This window comes from Paraburkholderia tuberum STM678 (assembly GCF_902833905.1).
Classification (GTDB): Bacteria; Pseudomonadota; Gammaproteobacteria; order Burkholderiales; family Burkholderiaceae; genus Paraburkholderia; species Paraburkholderia tuberum.
The window spans coordinates 70,501-85,339 of sequence record NZ_CADFGP010000012.1; the positions used below are offsets into that span (position 1 = coordinate 70,501).

The 14,839-nt window shown below is 64.9% G+C and carries 14 protein-coding genes and 1 pseudogene; 8 read left to right on the forward strand and 7 right to left on the reverse strand.

The window, feature by feature from the left end; translation table 11 throughout:
* The first annotated feature begins 61 nt into the window (after positions 1-61).
* Together HWY30_RS12940 and HWY30_RS12945 are read left to right on the forward strand one after the other, a co-directional pair.
* Complete coding sequence (locus HWY30_RS12940; RefSeq protein WP_090807648.1) at positions 62-1,768, forward strand: purple acid phosphatase family protein; 1,707 nt, start codon at positions 62-64, stop codon at positions 1,766-1,768.
* A 203-nt stretch (positions 1,769-1,971) separates the two neighbouring features.
* Positions 1,972-2,412, forward strand: a complete 441-nt coding sequence (locus HWY30_RS12945) for a hypothetical protein (protein WP_090807646.1) — start codon at positions 1,972-1,974, stop codon at positions 2,410-2,412.
* 66 nt (positions 2,413-2,478) lie between these two features.
* Here HWY30_RS12945 and HWY30_RS12950 read toward each other — a convergent pair whose 3' ends face one another.
* Entirely contained in the window at positions 2,479-3,630 is a 1,152-nt protein-coding gene (locus HWY30_RS12950) for a peptidyl-alpha-hydroxyglycine alpha-amidating lyase family protein (RefSeq protein ID WP_090807644.1), read from the reverse strand.
* Positions 3,631-3,909: 279 nt separating this feature from the next.
* Here HWY30_RS12950 and HWY30_RS12955 point away from each other — a divergent pair, with 279 nt between their 5' ends.
* Positions 3,910-4,203 carry a DUF1330 domain-containing protein gene (locus HWY30_RS12955; protein WP_018423759.1) on the forward strand — a complete coding sequence of 98 codons (294 nt, stop codon included), beginning with the start codon at positions 3,910-3,912 and terminating at the stop codon, positions 4,201-4,203.
* 47 nt (positions 4,204-4,250) lie between these two features.
* Here HWY30_RS12955 and HWY30_RS12960 read toward each other — a convergent pair whose 3' ends face one another.
* The 3 genes from HWY30_RS12960 to HWY30_RS12970 form a co-directional block, all read right to left on the reverse strand.
* Positions 4,251-5,102, reverse strand: a complete 852-nt coding sequence (locus HWY30_RS12960) for a carbohydrate ABC transporter permease (RefSeq protein WP_090807642.1) — start codon at positions 5,100-5,102, stop codon at positions 4,251-4,253.
* Positions 5,099-5,989, reverse strand: a complete 891-nt coding sequence (locus tag HWY30_RS12965; protein ID WP_090807639.1) for a carbohydrate ABC transporter permease — start codon at positions 5,987-5,989, stop codon at positions 5,099-5,101. Before HWY30_RS12965 ends, HWY30_RS12960 begins: the two co-directional genes overlap by 4 nt.
* A 174-nt stretch (positions 5,990-6,163) precedes the next feature.
* Positions 6,164-7,396 (reverse strand): ABC transporter substrate-binding protein, encoded by a 1,233-nt coding sequence (locus HWY30_RS12970; protein WP_090807637.1) that lies wholly within the window; start codon positions 7,394-7,396, stop codon positions 6,164-6,166.
* A gap of 319 nt (positions 7,397-7,715) precedes the next feature.
* On the opposite strand from HWY30_RS12970, the gene HWY30_RS12975 reads away from it, so the two are divergent.
* The 5 genes and pseudogenes from HWY30_RS12975 to HWY30_RS12995 form a co-directional block, all read left to right on the forward strand.
* Entirely contained in the window at positions 7,716-8,513 is a 798-nt protein-coding gene (locus tag HWY30_RS12975; protein ID WP_090810263.1) for an SDR family oxidoreductase, read from the forward strand.
* Positions 8,514-8,591: 78 nt separating this feature from the next.
* Positions 8,592-9,674, forward strand: a complete 1,083-nt coding sequence (locus HWY30_RS12980; RefSeq protein WP_090807635.1) for an ABC transporter ATP-binding protein — start codon at positions 8,592-8,594, stop codon at positions 9,672-9,674.
* Positions 9,675-9,768: 94 nt separating this feature from the next.
* Positions 9,769-10,632: a MurR/RpiR family transcriptional regulator gene (locus HWY30_RS12985; RefSeq protein ID WP_090807633.1), complete on the forward strand. Its 864-nt coding sequence runs from the start codon at positions 9,769-9,771 to the stop codon at positions 10,630-10,632.
* A gap of 78 nt (positions 10,633-10,710) precedes the next feature.
* Positions 10,711-11,946, forward strand: coding sequence for a YbfB/YjiJ family MFS transporter (locus HWY30_RS12990; RefSeq protein ID WP_090807631.1), 1,236 nt, complete (start codon positions 10,711-10,713; stop codon positions 11,944-11,946).
* A gap of 101 nt (positions 11,947-12,047) precedes the next feature.
* Positions 12,048-12,248: pseudogene (locus HWY30_RS12995) on the forward strand (type II secretion system F family protein); the annotation flags it as partial.
* 127 nt (positions 12,249-12,375) lie between these two features.
* On the opposite strand, the gene HWY30_RS13000 reads toward HWY30_RS12995, so the two are convergent.
* The 3 genes from HWY30_RS13000 to HWY30_RS13010 are packed head-to-tail and all read right to left on the reverse strand — an operon-like array spanning position 12,376 to position 14,800.
* Complete coding sequence (locus HWY30_RS13000; RefSeq protein WP_090807629.1) at positions 12,376-13,020, reverse strand: trimeric intracellular cation channel family protein; 645 nt, start codon at positions 13,018-13,020, stop codon at positions 12,376-12,378.
* Positions 13,017-14,285 carry a M20 family metallopeptidase gene (locus HWY30_RS13005; protein ID WP_090807627.1) on the reverse strand — a complete coding sequence of 423 codons (1,269 nt, stop codon included), beginning with the start codon at positions 14,283-14,285 and terminating at the stop codon, positions 13,017-13,019. The genes HWY30_RS13000 and HWY30_RS13005 overlap by 4 nt, the downstream gene beginning before the upstream one ends.
* 59 nt (positions 14,286-14,344) lie before the next feature.
* Positions 14,345-14,800 (reverse strand): MarR family winged helix-turn-helix transcriptional regulator, encoded by a 456-nt coding sequence (locus tag HWY30_RS13010; RefSeq protein ID WP_090807625.1) that lies wholly within the window; start codon positions 14,798-14,800, stop codon positions 14,345-14,347.
* Between the last annotated feature and the right edge of the window lie 39 nt (positions 14,801-14,839).

Consider the following 14,839-nt stretch of genomic DNA (forward strand, 5'->3'; position numbering starts at 1 on the left):
GCTCGCCCCGCGGGGCGTTGTTTTGCGCTGGCATTCTTCCACCTGAACAACCATACCGGACATGTCGAACAGAAAAATCGTCAAGACAACGCCTGCCGATGAGCACGGCGCATCGATCGTCTCGCGTCGCGGCTTTCTGAAGTTCGCCGGCGCATCGAGTCTCGCGACGGCGGCGGGCGTGCTCGCATCGACCGCGCGCGGCGCCAATAGCGGCACACCCGATGGCACGCCCGAGCAGATCCATCTGACCTGGGGCAGCGACCCGACGAGCGAAATTACCGTGTCGTGGTCGTCGCTCGCGCCCGCGGTCAATCCGCAGGTGCGCATAAGCGGCGCCAATAACGGGGACCACGCGAAACATACGGTGCACGCGGTGCAAAGCACGTACACCGACGGCATCAACGGCGAGGTCGTATTCAACTATCACGCGCGCGTGCGCGAGTTGAAGGCCGACACGAGCTATCAGTACGAAGTGACGGCCGATAACGACGGCAATGCAGCGCAACCCTTCACCGCGAGTTTTCGTACCGCGCCGCGCGGCCGCGCGCCGTTTCGCTGGACGAGCTACGGCGATCTCGCGACGCCGAATACGAACTGGGTGCTGTCGTCGCCGCAAAGCCGCTTCGCGGTGGCGGCCGTCGAGCGCTTTCAGCCGCTCTTCCATCTGCTGAACGGTGACCTCTGCTATGCGAATCTGAATCCGACGCAGCAGCCCGAGGTGTGGCGCGACTTCGGCAACAACGCGCAGACGTCGGCGTCGAACCGGCCGTGGATGCCGTGTCCCGGCAATCACGAGCTCGAATTCAACAATGGCGAGCAAGGCCTTGCATCGTATCTGTCGCGCTACGTGCTGCCCGATAATCACACGCGTTTTCCGGGCCGCTGGTACAGCTTCCGCGTCGGCTCGGTGCTGTTCATTTCGCTCGATGCGGACGACGTCGTCTATCAGGATGCCGCCGCTTTCGTCGCCGGGCCCGCGCCGCTGACGCCGGTCGCGAGCACCGGCAATCCGCCGATTCCGGCGGGCACGTCGCTGTACGTGCGCGGCTATAGCAATGGCGAGCAGACACGCTGGCTCGAAAAAGTGCTGCGGCATGCATCGCACGATAACGACGTGGACTGGATCATCGTTCAGATGCATCAGGACGCGCTCAGTTCGTCGAAGACCGGCAACGGTTCCGACAAGGGCATTCGCGAAGCGTGGCTGCCGCTGTTCGATCGCTATGGTGTGGATCTCGTGCTGTGCGGTCACGATCACGACTACGAGCGCAGCTATCCGGTGCGCGGTTGCAATCACAACAAGGGCACCGACATCGCGACGGGGCACCCGGTCGATACGTTGCAGCCCAAGCCGATCATGTCGGCGGTATCGGCGGGTGCATCGACGTTCGATACGAGCCACGGCACGATCCACCTGATTCTCGGCGGCGGCGGCACGAGCGCGCCGCTCGACGTGTATGGCGTCGATACCGGCACGGGCCTGCCGCAGGCGCGCATCTTCACGAAGCCGAATCGCCCGGTGCCGTCGACGACCGCGGGCACGTTTGTGCGCGCGAGCGCCGACGCGGTCGAAGACGCGATCTGGTCCGCCCAACGCGACACCGGCACCGGTTACGGCATCGCGGTGTTCGACTACGATCCGGGGCAGCGCGGCGGCGACACCACGATCACGATGAACTACTACCATGCGCCGGGCGCGGATCAGACGCCGACGCCGGAATACGATCTGTTCGAGACGATCGAATTGAAGAAGAAGCGGCGCGGGTAGAAGGATAGATTTGATTGACTGATCGGCATTCAATTTTCAGGGGCCGCTCATCACGAGCGGCCCTTGTTTTTTCACGGTCACCGCAAAGAACAATGCCCCATTCATTTTGTTACACGTCTTACCGCCACAGACTCTCGTGGTTACAAAGGCCTTTCGAAAGCCCCGCTATACTCGGCGCCGTCTCACTAAAACAAAGACCCGATATGTCGAAGAAAATCATTCAGATGGTTGCCGTGGCTGCATTGAGCGCCGCGGCGTCGTTGCCGGCACTCGCCGGTGATATGAACAACATGCTCGGTGGCGCGCTCGGTGGCGTCGCTGGCGCGGCAGTCGGCGGCGCGGTGGGCGGCAGCACCGGCGCGGTGATCGGCGGCGCGGTGGGCGGCGGGGCGGGCGGCGCGGTCACGTCGAATCGTCGTGAACGTACCGGCGCGATCATTGGCGGCGCGCTCGGTGGCGGGGCGGGCACCGCGGCCGGCAACGCGATGGGCGGCCGCACCGGCGGCCTGGTCGGCGCCGCGCTCGGCGGCGGCGCGGGTTCGGCGCTCGGCGGCAACATCTCGCGCTCGAACTCGTATGCCAACGACTACTCCCGCGGCCACCAATCGGGCAAGCACCATCACAAGCATCGTCGTTACGACTGAGACGGCATGACATCGACAGGGCCGGTCCGCGTCCGCATCACAGACGAATGCGGCGGCCCTCGTCCATCACGCATGCAGAACCAGTTTCTGAATACGCCAGTTCAGCAACTCGGCAACGAATAATACGTTTTCCGAAGGACACGCCATCTCGTGAATCCAGCCGAACTGCTTCGGCTGTTTGCCCGCTTTGCCAAGCACACCGAGCACTTTGCCGTCGAGCGTCATCTTGTAGATGCGGCCCGGAAAGGCGTCGGCGCTATAGAGCACCTGATTCGGTCCCGGCGAGATGCAGATCGCCCAAGGCGAGCCCGGCGCGAACGTGCCCGCGGCGAGGTCCGCTTCACTCGGCATGTTGCCGATCGCGGGGCGCGCGTCCGGCGGCACCGGTACGTCGATCGTGAACTGGCGCAGGAACGTGCCCTCGGTATTGAACACCTGGATGCGCCGGTTGCTGCGATCGGCCACATAAACGTGGTCGTGCGCATCGACCGCGATGCTATGCGGCGTATGGAACTGCCCCGGTCCCGTGCCGCGATCGCCCCATGACTTCAGCCAGTTGCCGTCGCGATCGACCTTCGCGACGCGCGAGTTGATGTATCCGTCGCTGATATAGGTGTTGCCCGCCTTGTCCCACGCGACGTCGGTCACCTGGCGAAAGCGTCCGGGTTCGGACGGCAGCGGCGGATTCGGATGCTTGAGCGGCGCGGTTTCCTCGTCCGATGCTTCCTGCTTGCGGCCGAACACCATCGCGACGCGTCCGTCCGGCGTGAACTTGATCACCATGTCCGAGCCCTTGTCGGTGACCCAGATGTTGTCGTGCCGGTCCACCTTCACCGTGTGCGCGAATGACCACGCATACAGGTTGTGGCCGATCTCGCGCACGAAGCGTCCATCGGGCGCGAACTCGAGCAGTTGCGCGGCGGCCGCGCCATATGCGGGGCCGGTGGTGTTGCCGCGCGACAGCACGAAGATATGGCCATGCGAATTGAGCGCGACGCCCGAGCATTCACCGAAGTACCTGTCGTTCGGCAAACGTACGGGGTTGGCAATCGAGTCATAAGCAATCGTGGGCACGGCGGGTGTGTCCGCGGCGAACGCGGACGGCATGGCGAGTCCGGCGGCGCTACCCGCAAGCAGGCTCATGAAAGTCCGTCGGCTCATCGCCCGGTGGTCGGGACCGCCGCAGCATGCACAAAACGACTCGTATCGCTCGCTCATTCGTTGTCTCCTTTGGTCCATCGCTTGAAGTGTGCAAAGGCAAGCCTAGTGCACAAACCGTTTAATGGCTAAATCGTTTTGGCGATGCTGAAAGAGACACTTCCCGTTATGCGCGATCACGGGCTGGTGGTGGCAGATGCTGTCCAAGTCGCGGCGCGCGGCGCGCGGCGGCGCGGTACCGCTCGGCACCGCGAGCCGGCCCGCTTTGCTACTATGTAAGACCGCGACTGCTTAGGTCCGCTTTAGTCCCCTGTTGGTCCATCACACAAGGAGATTCGAATGAGCAAAGGTTATTGGGTGTCGTCGTACCGCAAGACGAACGATCCGCAGAAACTGGCCGCGTACGCGCAATTGGCCCCGGCCGCGGTGGCGGCGGCGGGCGGCAAGTTCCTCGTGCGAGGCGTGGCGGACGAGGCGCGCGAGCAGGGCCTCAAGGAGCGCACGGTCGTGATCGAGTTCCCGACGTACGAGGCGGCCGTCGCCGCTTACGAAAGCGAGGAGTACAAGAAGGCGCTGGCCGCATTGGGCGATGGCGTCGAACGCGATCTGCGCATCGTGCGCGGCACCGACTGACGCACGACCCGCAAGCGAACACTGCGCGGCACGCGCCGCGCAGTCACTCACTTCACCGCGCCGAGCGCGAGCCCCTTCACCATATAACGCTGCAACCACGCAAACACGATCGAAACCGGCAACGTCGCGCACAAGGTCGCGGCCATCACCAGATGCCATTCGACCACGTACTTGCCCGCGACCATATCGGTCACCTGCACGGTCAGCGTCTTGTTTTCCGGCGAGCGGATCAGCGTATAGACGACCGCGAACTCGTTCCACGCATTGATGAACGTGAAGATGGCGGTCACGACGATCGCCGGCACCGCGAGCGGCAGAAACACCTTGAACACCGCGCGCGTGCGGCTGCAGCCTTCGAGCCACGCGGATTCCTCGAGATCCTGCGGCACGGTCTGAAAGTACGACGACAGCATCCACACCGCGAACGCGATATTGAACGCCGCGTACGACACGATCACGCCGATCCTCGAATCGACCAGGTTGCCGTCGCCCCACGGAATCATCGCCGCGAGCCGGAATAGGCCGACCACCAGCAGGATCGGCGACAGCATCTGCGTGACGAGCAGGAACTGCCGATACAGGCCGCGTCCGCGAAATGGGAAGCGCGCGAGCGCGTAAGCGGCGGGCAGGCACACCGCGAGTGCGAGCGCGGTGGACAGGAAACTGATGATCGTGCTGTTGCGCAGCGCGACGCCGAAGTTGGCCGCGTCCCACATGTCGATGAAATTGCGCCACTGCCACTGCACCGGCAGCCAGCGCGCCGGATAGACGAAGATCTCCGAGGCCGGTTTGACCGCGGTGAAGAACATCACCGCGAACGGAAACAGTATGACGATCACGAGCGGCGTCAGGGCGATCCAGCACCACAGCGAGCGTTTCGTCTTCGCGCTCAGACTCATGATGGCACTCCTTCTTTCGCGCGTTGCAGACGTAGATAAGCGATCGAGAACACGAACAGCATCACGAGCATGATCAGCGAAACGGCTGCCGCTTCGCCGGGACGTCCGAGCCGGAAGCCGAGTTCGTACAGGTAAGTGACGAGGATGTGCGTGCTGTTGTCGGGGCCGCCTTGCGTCATCACCCAGATGATCGGAAACGAGTTGAACACGTAGATCACGTTCAGCAGGATCGCCATGTTGATGAACGGGCGCAGCAGCGGCATCGTCAATTGACGGAACTGCTGCCAGGCGCTCGCGCCGTCGATACGCGCGGCTTCGTAGATATCGCTTGGCACCGAAGACAGGCCGCCAAGAAAAATCGTCACCGTAAACGGAATCGACACCAGAATGCCGACCGCGATTTCGACGGGGAACGCGAACTCGGGCGTCGCGAGCCAGTGAATCGGCCCGCCGATCAGGCCGAGCCGCTGCAGCGTGACATTGACCATGCCGTAGTCGTCGTTGAAGGCCCAGCGCCAGACGACGGCGGTCATCGTCAAAGAGACGGACCACGGCAGCATCACGATCGTGCGCGCCACGCCGCGGCCGTGAAAGTCCTGATTCAGAATCAGTGCGACAGGTACCGAGATCAGCACCGTGCCGCCCACCACGCACACGGTCCAGATGATCGTGCGGCGTACCGAATCGAGAAACACCGGGTCCTGAAACACGTTGATGAAGTTCTGCGCGCCGGTGAAGTCGCGGATCGCGCCGAAGCGCGATACCTCATGCAGCGATTGCCACACGATGTTGAAAATCGGATAGCTGATGATGAACAGCGCGAGCACGAGGCTCGGCGCAATCAGCAACCAGGGCGCCTGCGCGCGCGAAGAAACGGAACGGCTCATGCGTGCTCGATCGTAAGACGCGCCCGCTCTCTGGCGGCGGGCACGACGGAATGGGCCGGAGGGTGCATCGTGCTGCATAGGCTCGAATGTGGGAGTGGCGCGGCGCAACGCGCGGCGCTTTAGCTACGGCGCCGCGCGTCCCCTGTTCGTCTCGTTACTGTCAAAAGCCGCGTATCAGTGACCGAGCGACTTGTTCGCCTGCGCAGCGGCCGCATTCAACGCTTCCGCCGGTTGCGCCTTGTTCAGGTAGATCGCCTGCATCGCGTCGGTCACGGCCTTCGCGGTGTCTTCCCAGCCGGTCACGGTCGGCGCGAAGTGAGCCGTGGGCAGCAGCGCGACGAATGCCTTGATGTCCGGATCGTTGAACGCCGGGTCCGCCGCTTCGGCCTTCGTGGTCGGCAGGAAGCCTTCGGTCGTCGTGAACTCGACGCGCGGTTCCTTCGTGAACAGATAGTCGAGGAACTTCCACGCGGTCTTCTTCACCTTCGAGTTCTTGAACATCACGATCGAGTCGGTGACCGCGTAGGTGGCGTGCGTCGTGCCCATCGGCACCGGATCGATGCCGTACTTCAGGTTCGGCGCTTCCTTCTTGATCTGCTTGGCGAGGAACGGCGCGGAGATCACCATCGCGACGCGGCCCTGCTTGAACAGGTTCTGCACGTCTTCGCGGCTATAGCCGGTGACGCCCGGTTGCGTGAGTCCCTGGTCGATCATCTGCTTGTACATCGTCGCGGCCTTCACGCCCGCCGGCGAATTGAACGCGGCCTTGCCGTCCTTGCCGACCACGTCGCCGCCCATCGTCCACAGCGCGTAGTAAAAGTAGACGTCGGTTTCGATTTCCTTGCCTTGCAGACCGAAGCCGGCGATGCCTTGCGCCTTCAGCTTCTTCGATGCATCGATCACCTCGTTCCAGGTCTTCGGGCCGTCGGGGTAGCCGACCTTCGCGAGCAGATCCTTGTTGTAGTACAGCGCGCGCGCGGAAGCGGCGATCGGCAGCCCGTAGGTCTTGCCGTTGATCTGGCCAGGCGCCAGGAACGGACCGATGAAGCGGGCCTTGAAGTTCGCGTCCATATAGCCGTCGAGCGGCTCGGCGACGTCGTCCTTCACGAAGTCGAGCAGCCAGCGCGTGCCGACGATCGCGAGGTCCGCGTTGGCGCCGCCGGAGATGTCCGTTTGCAGCTTCTGTTGCAGCGTGTCCCAGTTCACGTCTTCGATCTTGATGGTCGTGCCGGGATTGGCCTTCTCGAAGTTGCGGGCCATTTTCTCGAAGTACGGCGCGGTCGCGTCGCTGTAGTGAGCGACCGTCACGCGGACCGTCTCGGCATGGGCCGAGACGGCGATACCTGCAAACGCGAGCGCCACGGCGACTTTGCCGAGCGCGAGGGAAGCACGGGCATGCAACGACATTTTTCTCTCTCCTGTGGGTGGTTTGCTGCCGTCGCCGGCCGCCTTGGGTAAATTGTTTGAAAAAATCCTACATGACGCAAAATAGCTTGTCACGTAGGGTCTGCGATATTTTTTCTCGGGCTGTTTTGTGCATAAGATGCTGTAAAGCATGGGGTATTCTGCACGGCGCGACGGGGATGGAAACCCACTCTTCGGGATGGCCGGCAGTCGTCGCGGGTGGGATATGTAGGAAATTTACAGCGTTGCGCGTAGCGCGAGCCGGGTGGCGGACGGCGCCGGCAAGACGGCCGAAACGGCCAGGCCAACGAGCGAGGAACACATGGATCGTGTCGTATTGGTAACGGGCGCATGCGGCGGTATTGGCAGCGTGTTATGCGAACGCTTCGTCGAGGCGGGTGACACCGTGCTCGCGCTCGACATCGACGCGACCGCGCTCCAATCGTTGAGCGTGCGACTCGGCGCGCAACGGGGCGCGCAACAGGGCGCGGACCAGGTCGTGCCGGTCGCGGTCGATCTCGGCGACGCCGCTGCGGTGCAGCACGCGGTGGCCGCGGCGGTCGCGCAGCGTGGACCGGTCGACGTGCTGGTCGCGAACGCGGGCGCGGCGCTCGGCGCGTCGCTCGCGAGCACCGACGCCGCAAGCTGGCAGCGCGACATCCATCTGAATCTGAACGGCACGTATCACACGGTGGAGGCGGTGCGCGCGTCGATGATCGAACGGCAGCGCGGCGCGCTCGTGCTGATCGGCTCGGTGAACGGTCTCGCCGCGCTCGGTCATCCGGCATATAGCGCCGCGAAGGCCGGCCTGATCAGCTATACGAAGGCGCTCGCGATCGAACTGGGCCGCTTTGGCATTCGCGCGAACATCGTCTGTCCGGGCACTGTGAAGACGCAGGCGTGGCAGGCGCGCGTCGAGAAGAATCCGCAGGTGTTCGAGGAACTGAAGAAGTGGTACCCGTTGCGCGACTTCGCGACGCCCGACGACATCGCCGATGCGGTGCTGTTCCTCGCATCGCCGCAAGCGCGCGTGATCACCGGCGTCGCGTTGCCGGTCGACGGCGGCTTGATGGCGGGCAACCGCCTGATGGCGCAGGAGCTGACGCTCGAGTCGTTCTGAGCCGCGCGCGGCGCGTGCACTACGGCACCGGCAATACAACATCGGCAATACAACACACAGCAAGACAATGAGGACAGCATGGCAGCAGTGCAACTGAGCGGCATCTTCAAACGCTATGGCGACACCCAGGTCGTGCACGGCATCGATCTCGACATCGACGACGGCGAGTTCGTCGTGCTGGTTGGTCCGTCGGGCTGCGGCAAGAGCACGCTGATGCGGATGGTGGCCGGGCTCGAGGAAATCAGCGGCGGCGATCTGATGATCGGCGGCACGCGCGCGAATACGCTCGCGCCGCAGCAGCGCAACATCTCGATGGTGTTCCAGAGCTACGCGCTGTATCCGCATCTGTCGGTGTATGAAAACATCGCGTTCGGTCCGAGAATCCGCAAGGAATCCTCGGAGAAATTCAAGCCGCGCATCGATGCGGCCGCGAAGATGCTGAACCTCGGTGACTATCTGGACCGCTTGCCGCGCGCACTGTCGGGCGGTCAGCGGCAACGCGTGGCGATGGGCCGCGCGGTGGTGCGCGAGCCGTCGCTGTTCCTGTTCGACGAACCGCTGTCGAATCTCGACGCAAAGCTGCGCGTGCAGATGCGCACCGAAATCAAGGCCCTGCATCAGCGCTTGAAGAACACGGTGATCTACGTCACCCACGATCAGATCGAAGCGATGACGATGGCCGATCGCATCGTCGTGATGAACGCGGGACGTATCGAGCAGATCGGCCGTCCGCTCGAACTCTATGACCGGCCGGCGAATCTGTTCGTCGCTAGCTTCCTCGGCTCGCCGTCGATGAATTTCGCCGAGGGCGTGATCGTCAATCGCACGCAGGGTGCGGGCCTCGCGTTGAAGCTCGCGGACGGCAGCGAGGTCGCGCTCGAACGCACGCCTGCGTCGGCCGTGGTCGGTGCGAAGGCCACGCTCGGCGTGCGGCCCGAGCACGTCGAGATCACGACGCAGATACCGGATGCCGCGCTCGACGTCGAAGTGATCGAGCCAACTGGCGCCGAAACGCACCTGTACGGGAAAATAGGCGGCGCTTCGTGGTGCGTGACCACGCGCGAGCGCTCGAAGATCGAGCCCGGTCAGCGTGTCGCGCTGCGTCTGCCGGCCGAACACATCCATCTGTTCGATACGGAGAGCGGACGCAGGCTGGTCTGAACCGCGTGCGGCTTGAACTTCGATCAGGCCGACTGAAGCCGAAGAAGCTGCGAGCGACGCGGATCCATATGAAACAGCCCCTAAGGAACACCGGGTGTCCGCACCGAACTTGATTCCCCACATCCGCAACGCACTCGCGAGTCTGCGGCCCGCCGAGCGCAAGGTCGCCGACATGGTGCTCGCCGACGTCGACTTCGCGATGCGCGCGAGCATCACCGAACTCGCGCAGCGCGCCGAAGTATCCGAGCCTTCCGTCACGCGTTTTTGCCGCGCGATCGGTGCGCACGGTCTGCGCGACTTCAAGATGCAGCTCGCGCAGAGCGTCGCGGGCGGGCTGCCGTATGCATCGACCGCGGTCGCGCGCGACGACGACGTGCAGACCTTGATGGACAAGGTCGGCGAAGCGGCGATCGACGGCATCACGCATGCGCGCGGCGCGCTCGATCCTGCCGTGGTCGAAAGCGCGATCGCGGCGCTTTCGAGCGCCCGGCGCGTGTTTTTCTTCGGCGTGGGCTCAGGTTCGGGGCTCGTCGCGCAGGACGCGGCGCTGCGTTTTTTGCGCATCGACATCGCGGCGGCCGCGTTTACCGATGGTCATTTGCAGCGTCTATACGCGGGTCTGATGGAGCCGGGCGACGTCGCGTTTGCGATCTCGCATTCGGGGCGCAGCGTCGAAGTGAATGAAAGCATCCAGATCGCGAAGGAGCGCGGCGCGACGACGATCGCGCTGACCAACGTCGGCTCGCGACTCGCATGGCTCGCCGATATTCCGCTGCTGCTGCGCGTGGCGAGCCCGATCGATCCGAACACGCCGGGCGTGTCGCGGCTCGTGCATCTGTGCATCATGGATGCGCTCGCGATCGGCGTCGCGCTGAAGGCCGGGCCCGAGACGCTGGAAAAGATGCGCCACGCGAAGGCGCGGCTCATGCCGCATGAGCCGGAAGGGGCGGGCGGGTAAGGCGCGCACATTCCGCGACTTTCGTCGTCGCTCCAGGTAGAATCGGCTCGCAGCGTTCCCGTTTACATCCGTCCGCCCATGTCCTCCCGTTCCGCCGACACCGCATCGCACGCCCCATCAACGACCACCGCCGAACGTGTGCCGACCCTGCTGCTGGCCGCCGCGCTATCGCTCGGCAGCGCGACAGCGCTCGGCTTCGCGCGCTTCGCGTACGCGCTGCTGTTGCCGTCGATGAAACTCGACCTCGGCTGGAGCTTCGCGCAGGCCGGCGCGATGAACACCGCCAACGCGCTCGGCTATCTGCTCGGCGCGCTCGTGTTTCCGCGCCTCGCGCGCCGCTGGTCGGCCGGCGCGCTGTTCGCGGCCGGTTGCGTGCTGACCGCGCTGCTGATGGCCGGCAGCGGCCTCACCGCCAGCACGCATGCGCTGCTGACGCTGCGCGTGATCACCGGTGCGAGCAGCGCGGCGATCTTCATCGGCGGCGGCGTGCTTGCGGCGCGGCTCGCGTCGGCGCGACCGCGCGACGCGGGGCTCGTGCTCGGTCTGTATTACGGCGGCACCGGCTGGGGGATCGTCGCGTCGTCGGTGCTGGTGCCGGTGACGATCCTTGATGCCGCCCACGGCTGGCAATTCGCGTGGTTCGCGCTCGCGGCGGCCTGCGCGCTGTTCTCCGCGGTCGCGATCGGCGCGTCGCGCAGAATCGAGCGCGCGCACACGAGCGCGGCGGCTGCGGCGCATGCAGCCGCAGCCACCCCTGCCCCGGGCTGGCCGCACTTCGCGGCCGCGCTCGCGGGCTACGGACTGTTCGGCGTCGGCTATATCGGCTACATGACGTTCATCGTCGCGCTGCTGCGCAACGCCGGCATGAGCGCGGCGGTCGTCACCGGTTTCTATCTACTGCTCGGCGCGGCGACCGTGGTGTCGGCGCGGATCTGGTCGACGCTGCTCGATCGCATGCGCGGGGGCCAGGCGCTCGCCCTGCTCAACGCGCTGCTGGCGATCGCGACGCTGCTGCCCGCGCTCTTCACGCAGCCGTGGGTCGCGTTCGTTTCGGGCGCGCTGTTCGGCGCGACGTTCCTGTCGGCGGTCGCGTCGACGACCGCGTTCGTGCGCCACAATCTGCCCGCGAGCCACTGGGCGAAGGGCATCAGCGCCTTCACGATCGTGTTCGCGTTCGGGCAGATCGTCGGGCCGGTCGTGATCGGCTGGGTGTCGGATGGCGCCGGGCTCGCGCGCGGGCTCGTGTATTCGGCGCTGCTGCTAGCGGCCGGCGCGGTACTCGCGGCGTGTCAGAAGACGTTGCGCGCGACGTGAGTCGCCTTGTGCGTGCTTCGTATTTAGCGATACGTCCAGCACCGATGCGCGACGAACGTGAGCGGCGGCACCACGCACACGACTAGCGCGATGCCGAGCGCGGGCGGCCCGCCCGCAAGCTGTCCGATACGCTGCGCGCGCGCCGCCGGATGCGCGCCGAGGAGCGGGCCGCGAAGATCGCGCTGAAGTTGCTGTTTCCGTTGATGTTCTGCATTTTTCCGGCGCTGTTCGTCGTGCTGATGGGGCCCGCGATGATTCATATCTATCGCGATCTGCCGCCGAGCATGGCGGGTGGCACATGACCACGCACTTCGTCGCGAGCGGATCGACATGGGGAATGAACGGAGAGAGCCGGTGGAACGCACGAGACAACGTGGCGCGGCGGCGGTGCCGATTCCGCAAACCGCGAGCTGAAGCGCGAAGGGCTCGTTATGAGTTGTCGCGTGTCTCGGCCGTGCGTCTGCCTTGGAAGATCGGCAGCCGCCAGCCATAGCGCAGTGACGCGAGCCGCGCCAACACGCAAGCCAATGTCGCGAACCACGGCGTCCACCAGTCCGTCCAACCCGCGTACGAAAAACCGACTTGCACCGCCGCGCCTAACAGCGCGGCCGACGCATAGATCTCGCGTTCGAGAATCGCGGGTACGCGCGAGAGCACGACGTCGCGCATCACGCCGCCACCGACCGCGCTGACGATGCCGAGCAGAATCGCGAGTTCGGCATTGTGGCCATACGTGAGCGCTTTCTGCGCGCCCGACACCGCGAACAGACCGAGCCCGATCGCATCGAAGAACAGCACCGGCTGGCGCAGCCGGCGCACCTGCGGATACGCGAGAATCGTCACGGCCGACGCGGCGAGCGCGGTCGCCAGATAGCGCCAGTTCGACAGCCCCGCAGGCGGGATCGCGCCGATGCACAGGTCGCGCACGATGCCGCCGCCGCACGCGACCATGAAGGCGATCACGACGATGCCGAGCAGGTCGAGCCGTCGTTGACGCGCGGCCACCGCGCCGCTGATCGCGAACACGAAGGTGCCGATCAGGTCGAGAATGGTGTAGACGGCGTGTGAATTCACTGAGTGGTTTCGTGTTGATCGAGCCAGGCACCGGCCGCGCACAGCATGGCTTCGAGGCCCGTGCGCAGGGTCGGGTCGAGCACGGGTGCGAATTTCGGCGAGTGATTGCTCGGAATTTCGTTGAGTTTTTTCGCGGCGAGCGCCTGGCGGAACACTTCGGGCTCGGTGCCGCCGACGAACCAGAACGAGTACGGCACGTTCCATTCGCGGCCGAACACGCTGAAGTCTTCGCTTGCGGCGGCCGGCGGCGATTCGTACGCGCGCTCGCCGAACTGCGCCTCGAACGCGTTGCGCACACGCTCGGTCGTGACCGCGTCGTTGATCGTCAGCGGGTAGCTCGATAGTGTCGTGAATTCTGGCTCGCGCGGCGCGTTCGACGCCACGCATTCGGCGCAGCAGATGCGGCGAATCGCGCCGAGCATGTACTCGCGCACGTCATCGTCGTAAGTGCGCATGTTGAGCTTCAGCGTCGCGTCGTCGGGGATGATGTTCTCTTTCGTGCCGGCTTGCAGCGAACCGATGGTCAGCACGGCGCTGTCGCTCGGCGCGATTTCGCGCGACACGATGGTTTGCAGACGCAAGGTCGTCGACGCTGCCATGATCACGGGATCGATCGACGTCTGCGGCTGCGAGCCGTGCGCGCCGCGCCCGAACAGCTTGATCTTGATGCTGTCGCCGGCCGACAGGATCGTGCCGCTGCGATAGCCGACCGAGCCCGCCGCGCCGACCATCACGTGCTGGCCGAGAATCACGTCGGGCTTCGGAAAGCGCGTGGTCATGCCGTCGTCGAGCATGCTGCGCGCGCCGCGGCCGACTTCCTCACCGGGCTGGAACACGGCCATCAGCGTGCCGCGCCATGCGTCGCGATGCCCTGCCATCAGACGCGCGACGCCGAGCAGCCATGTGACGTGCATGTCGTGGCCGCACGAATGCGCGACGCCGACTTCGAGCCCGTCTTCGTCTTTCGCCCTCACCGTGCTCGCATAGGGCAGGCCGGTCGCTTCGGCCATCGGCAGCGCGTCCATGTCGGCGCGCAGCATCACGGTGGGACCGTCGCCGTTGCGCAGCAACGCAACGACGCCCGTCACGCCGACGTTGCGCGTCACCTCGTAACCGAGCTTTTCCACGTAGTCCGCGACGATGCCCGCGGTGCGCACCTCCTGCATCGACAGTTCGGGGTGCGCGTGCAGGTCTTTGTAGATCGCTTCGAGTTCAGGCAGCAGCGCGTCGATCGCGCTCGACATCGTTTCGATCAGCTTCGACATGGAGGGCTCCTTGTTGCCATGAACGCCAGGGAAGGAAGGCGGCAAATGCGGACCGTCTGTCAGGATCGCGCAGGCGGCGCGCTTGCGGACTCGCTTTCGAGCAGGCTGTGTGAAAGCTTGCCGAGCAGACGTTCGAGCGTCTTACGTTCGTTCTGGCTGAGCGCCTTCGCGAGCTCGACCTCGAGTTCGGTGCCCACCGCTTCGGACGCCTGCGCGACTTCGAGGCCGTGCGCCGTGGCACGCAACGCGATACTGCGGCGGTCCGACGCATGCATGTTGCGCGTGATCAGGCCGCGCGTTTCAAGCTCGGCGAGGACTTTGGAAAGCAGCGTTTTTTCGATCAGCGCGCGCTGTGAAACGGATTTGGGCGTGATGTCGGGCTCCGCGCAGACGAGGCGCAGCACGCGCAGCGCACGCACGTCGAGATCCCAGCGCTCGCGGTAGACCAGGTTCGCGCGGTTGATCAGCAACGCGCTGGTCAGATCGAGCCTGAAGGTCAGGAAGTCCGAATACAAGAATTTGCTCCGCTGTCCGCGTCATACGCAGTGCAGGCA

What these genes read in the sequence shown, in the direction of transcription:
- HWY30_RS12940 (WP_090807648.1), top strand. Translation starts at nt 62, where the DNA reads ATGTCGAACAGAAAAATCGTCAAGACAACGCCTGCCGATGAGCACGGC.
- HWY30_RS12945 (WP_090807646.1), top strand. Translation starts at nt 1,972, where the DNA reads ATGTCGAAGAAAATCATTCAGATGGTTGCCGTGGCTGCATTGAGCGCC.
- HWY30_RS12950 (WP_090807644.1), bottom strand. Translation starts at nt 3,630, where the DNA reads ATGAGCGAGCGATACGAGTCGTTTTGTGCATGCTGCGGCGGTCCCGAC.
- HWY30_RS12955 (WP_018423759.1), top strand. Translation starts at nt 3,910, where the DNA reads ATGAGCAAAGGTTATTGGGTGTCGTCGTACCGCAAGACGAACGATCCG.
- HWY30_RS12960 (WP_090807642.1), bottom strand. Translation starts at nt 5,102, where the DNA reads ATGAGTCTGAGCGCGAAGACGAAACGCTCGCTGTGGTGCTGGATCGCC.
- HWY30_RS12965 (WP_090807639.1), bottom strand. Translation starts at nt 5,989, where the DNA reads ATGAGCCGTTCCGTTTCTTCGCGCGCGCAGGCGCCCTGGTTGCTGATT.
- HWY30_RS12970 (WP_090807637.1), bottom strand. Translation starts at nt 7,396, where the DNA reads ATGTCGTTGCATGCCCGTGCTTCCCTCGCGCTCGGCAAAGTCGCCGTG.
- HWY30_RS12975 (WP_090810263.1), top strand. Translation starts at nt 7,716, where the DNA reads ATGGATCGTGTCGTATTGGTAACGGGCGCATGCGGCGGTATTGGCAGC.
- HWY30_RS12980 (WP_090807635.1), top strand. Translation starts at nt 8,592, where the DNA reads ATGGCAGCAGTGCAACTGAGCGGCATCTTCAAACGCTATGGCGACACC.
- HWY30_RS12990 (WP_090807631.1), top strand. Translation starts at nt 10,711, where the DNA reads ATGTCCTCCCGTTCCGCCGACACCGCATCGCACGCCCCATCAACGACC.
- HWY30_RS13005 (WP_090807627.1), bottom strand. Translation starts at nt 14,285, where the DNA reads ATGTCGAAGCTGATCGAAACGATGTCGAGCGCGATCGACGCGCTGCTG.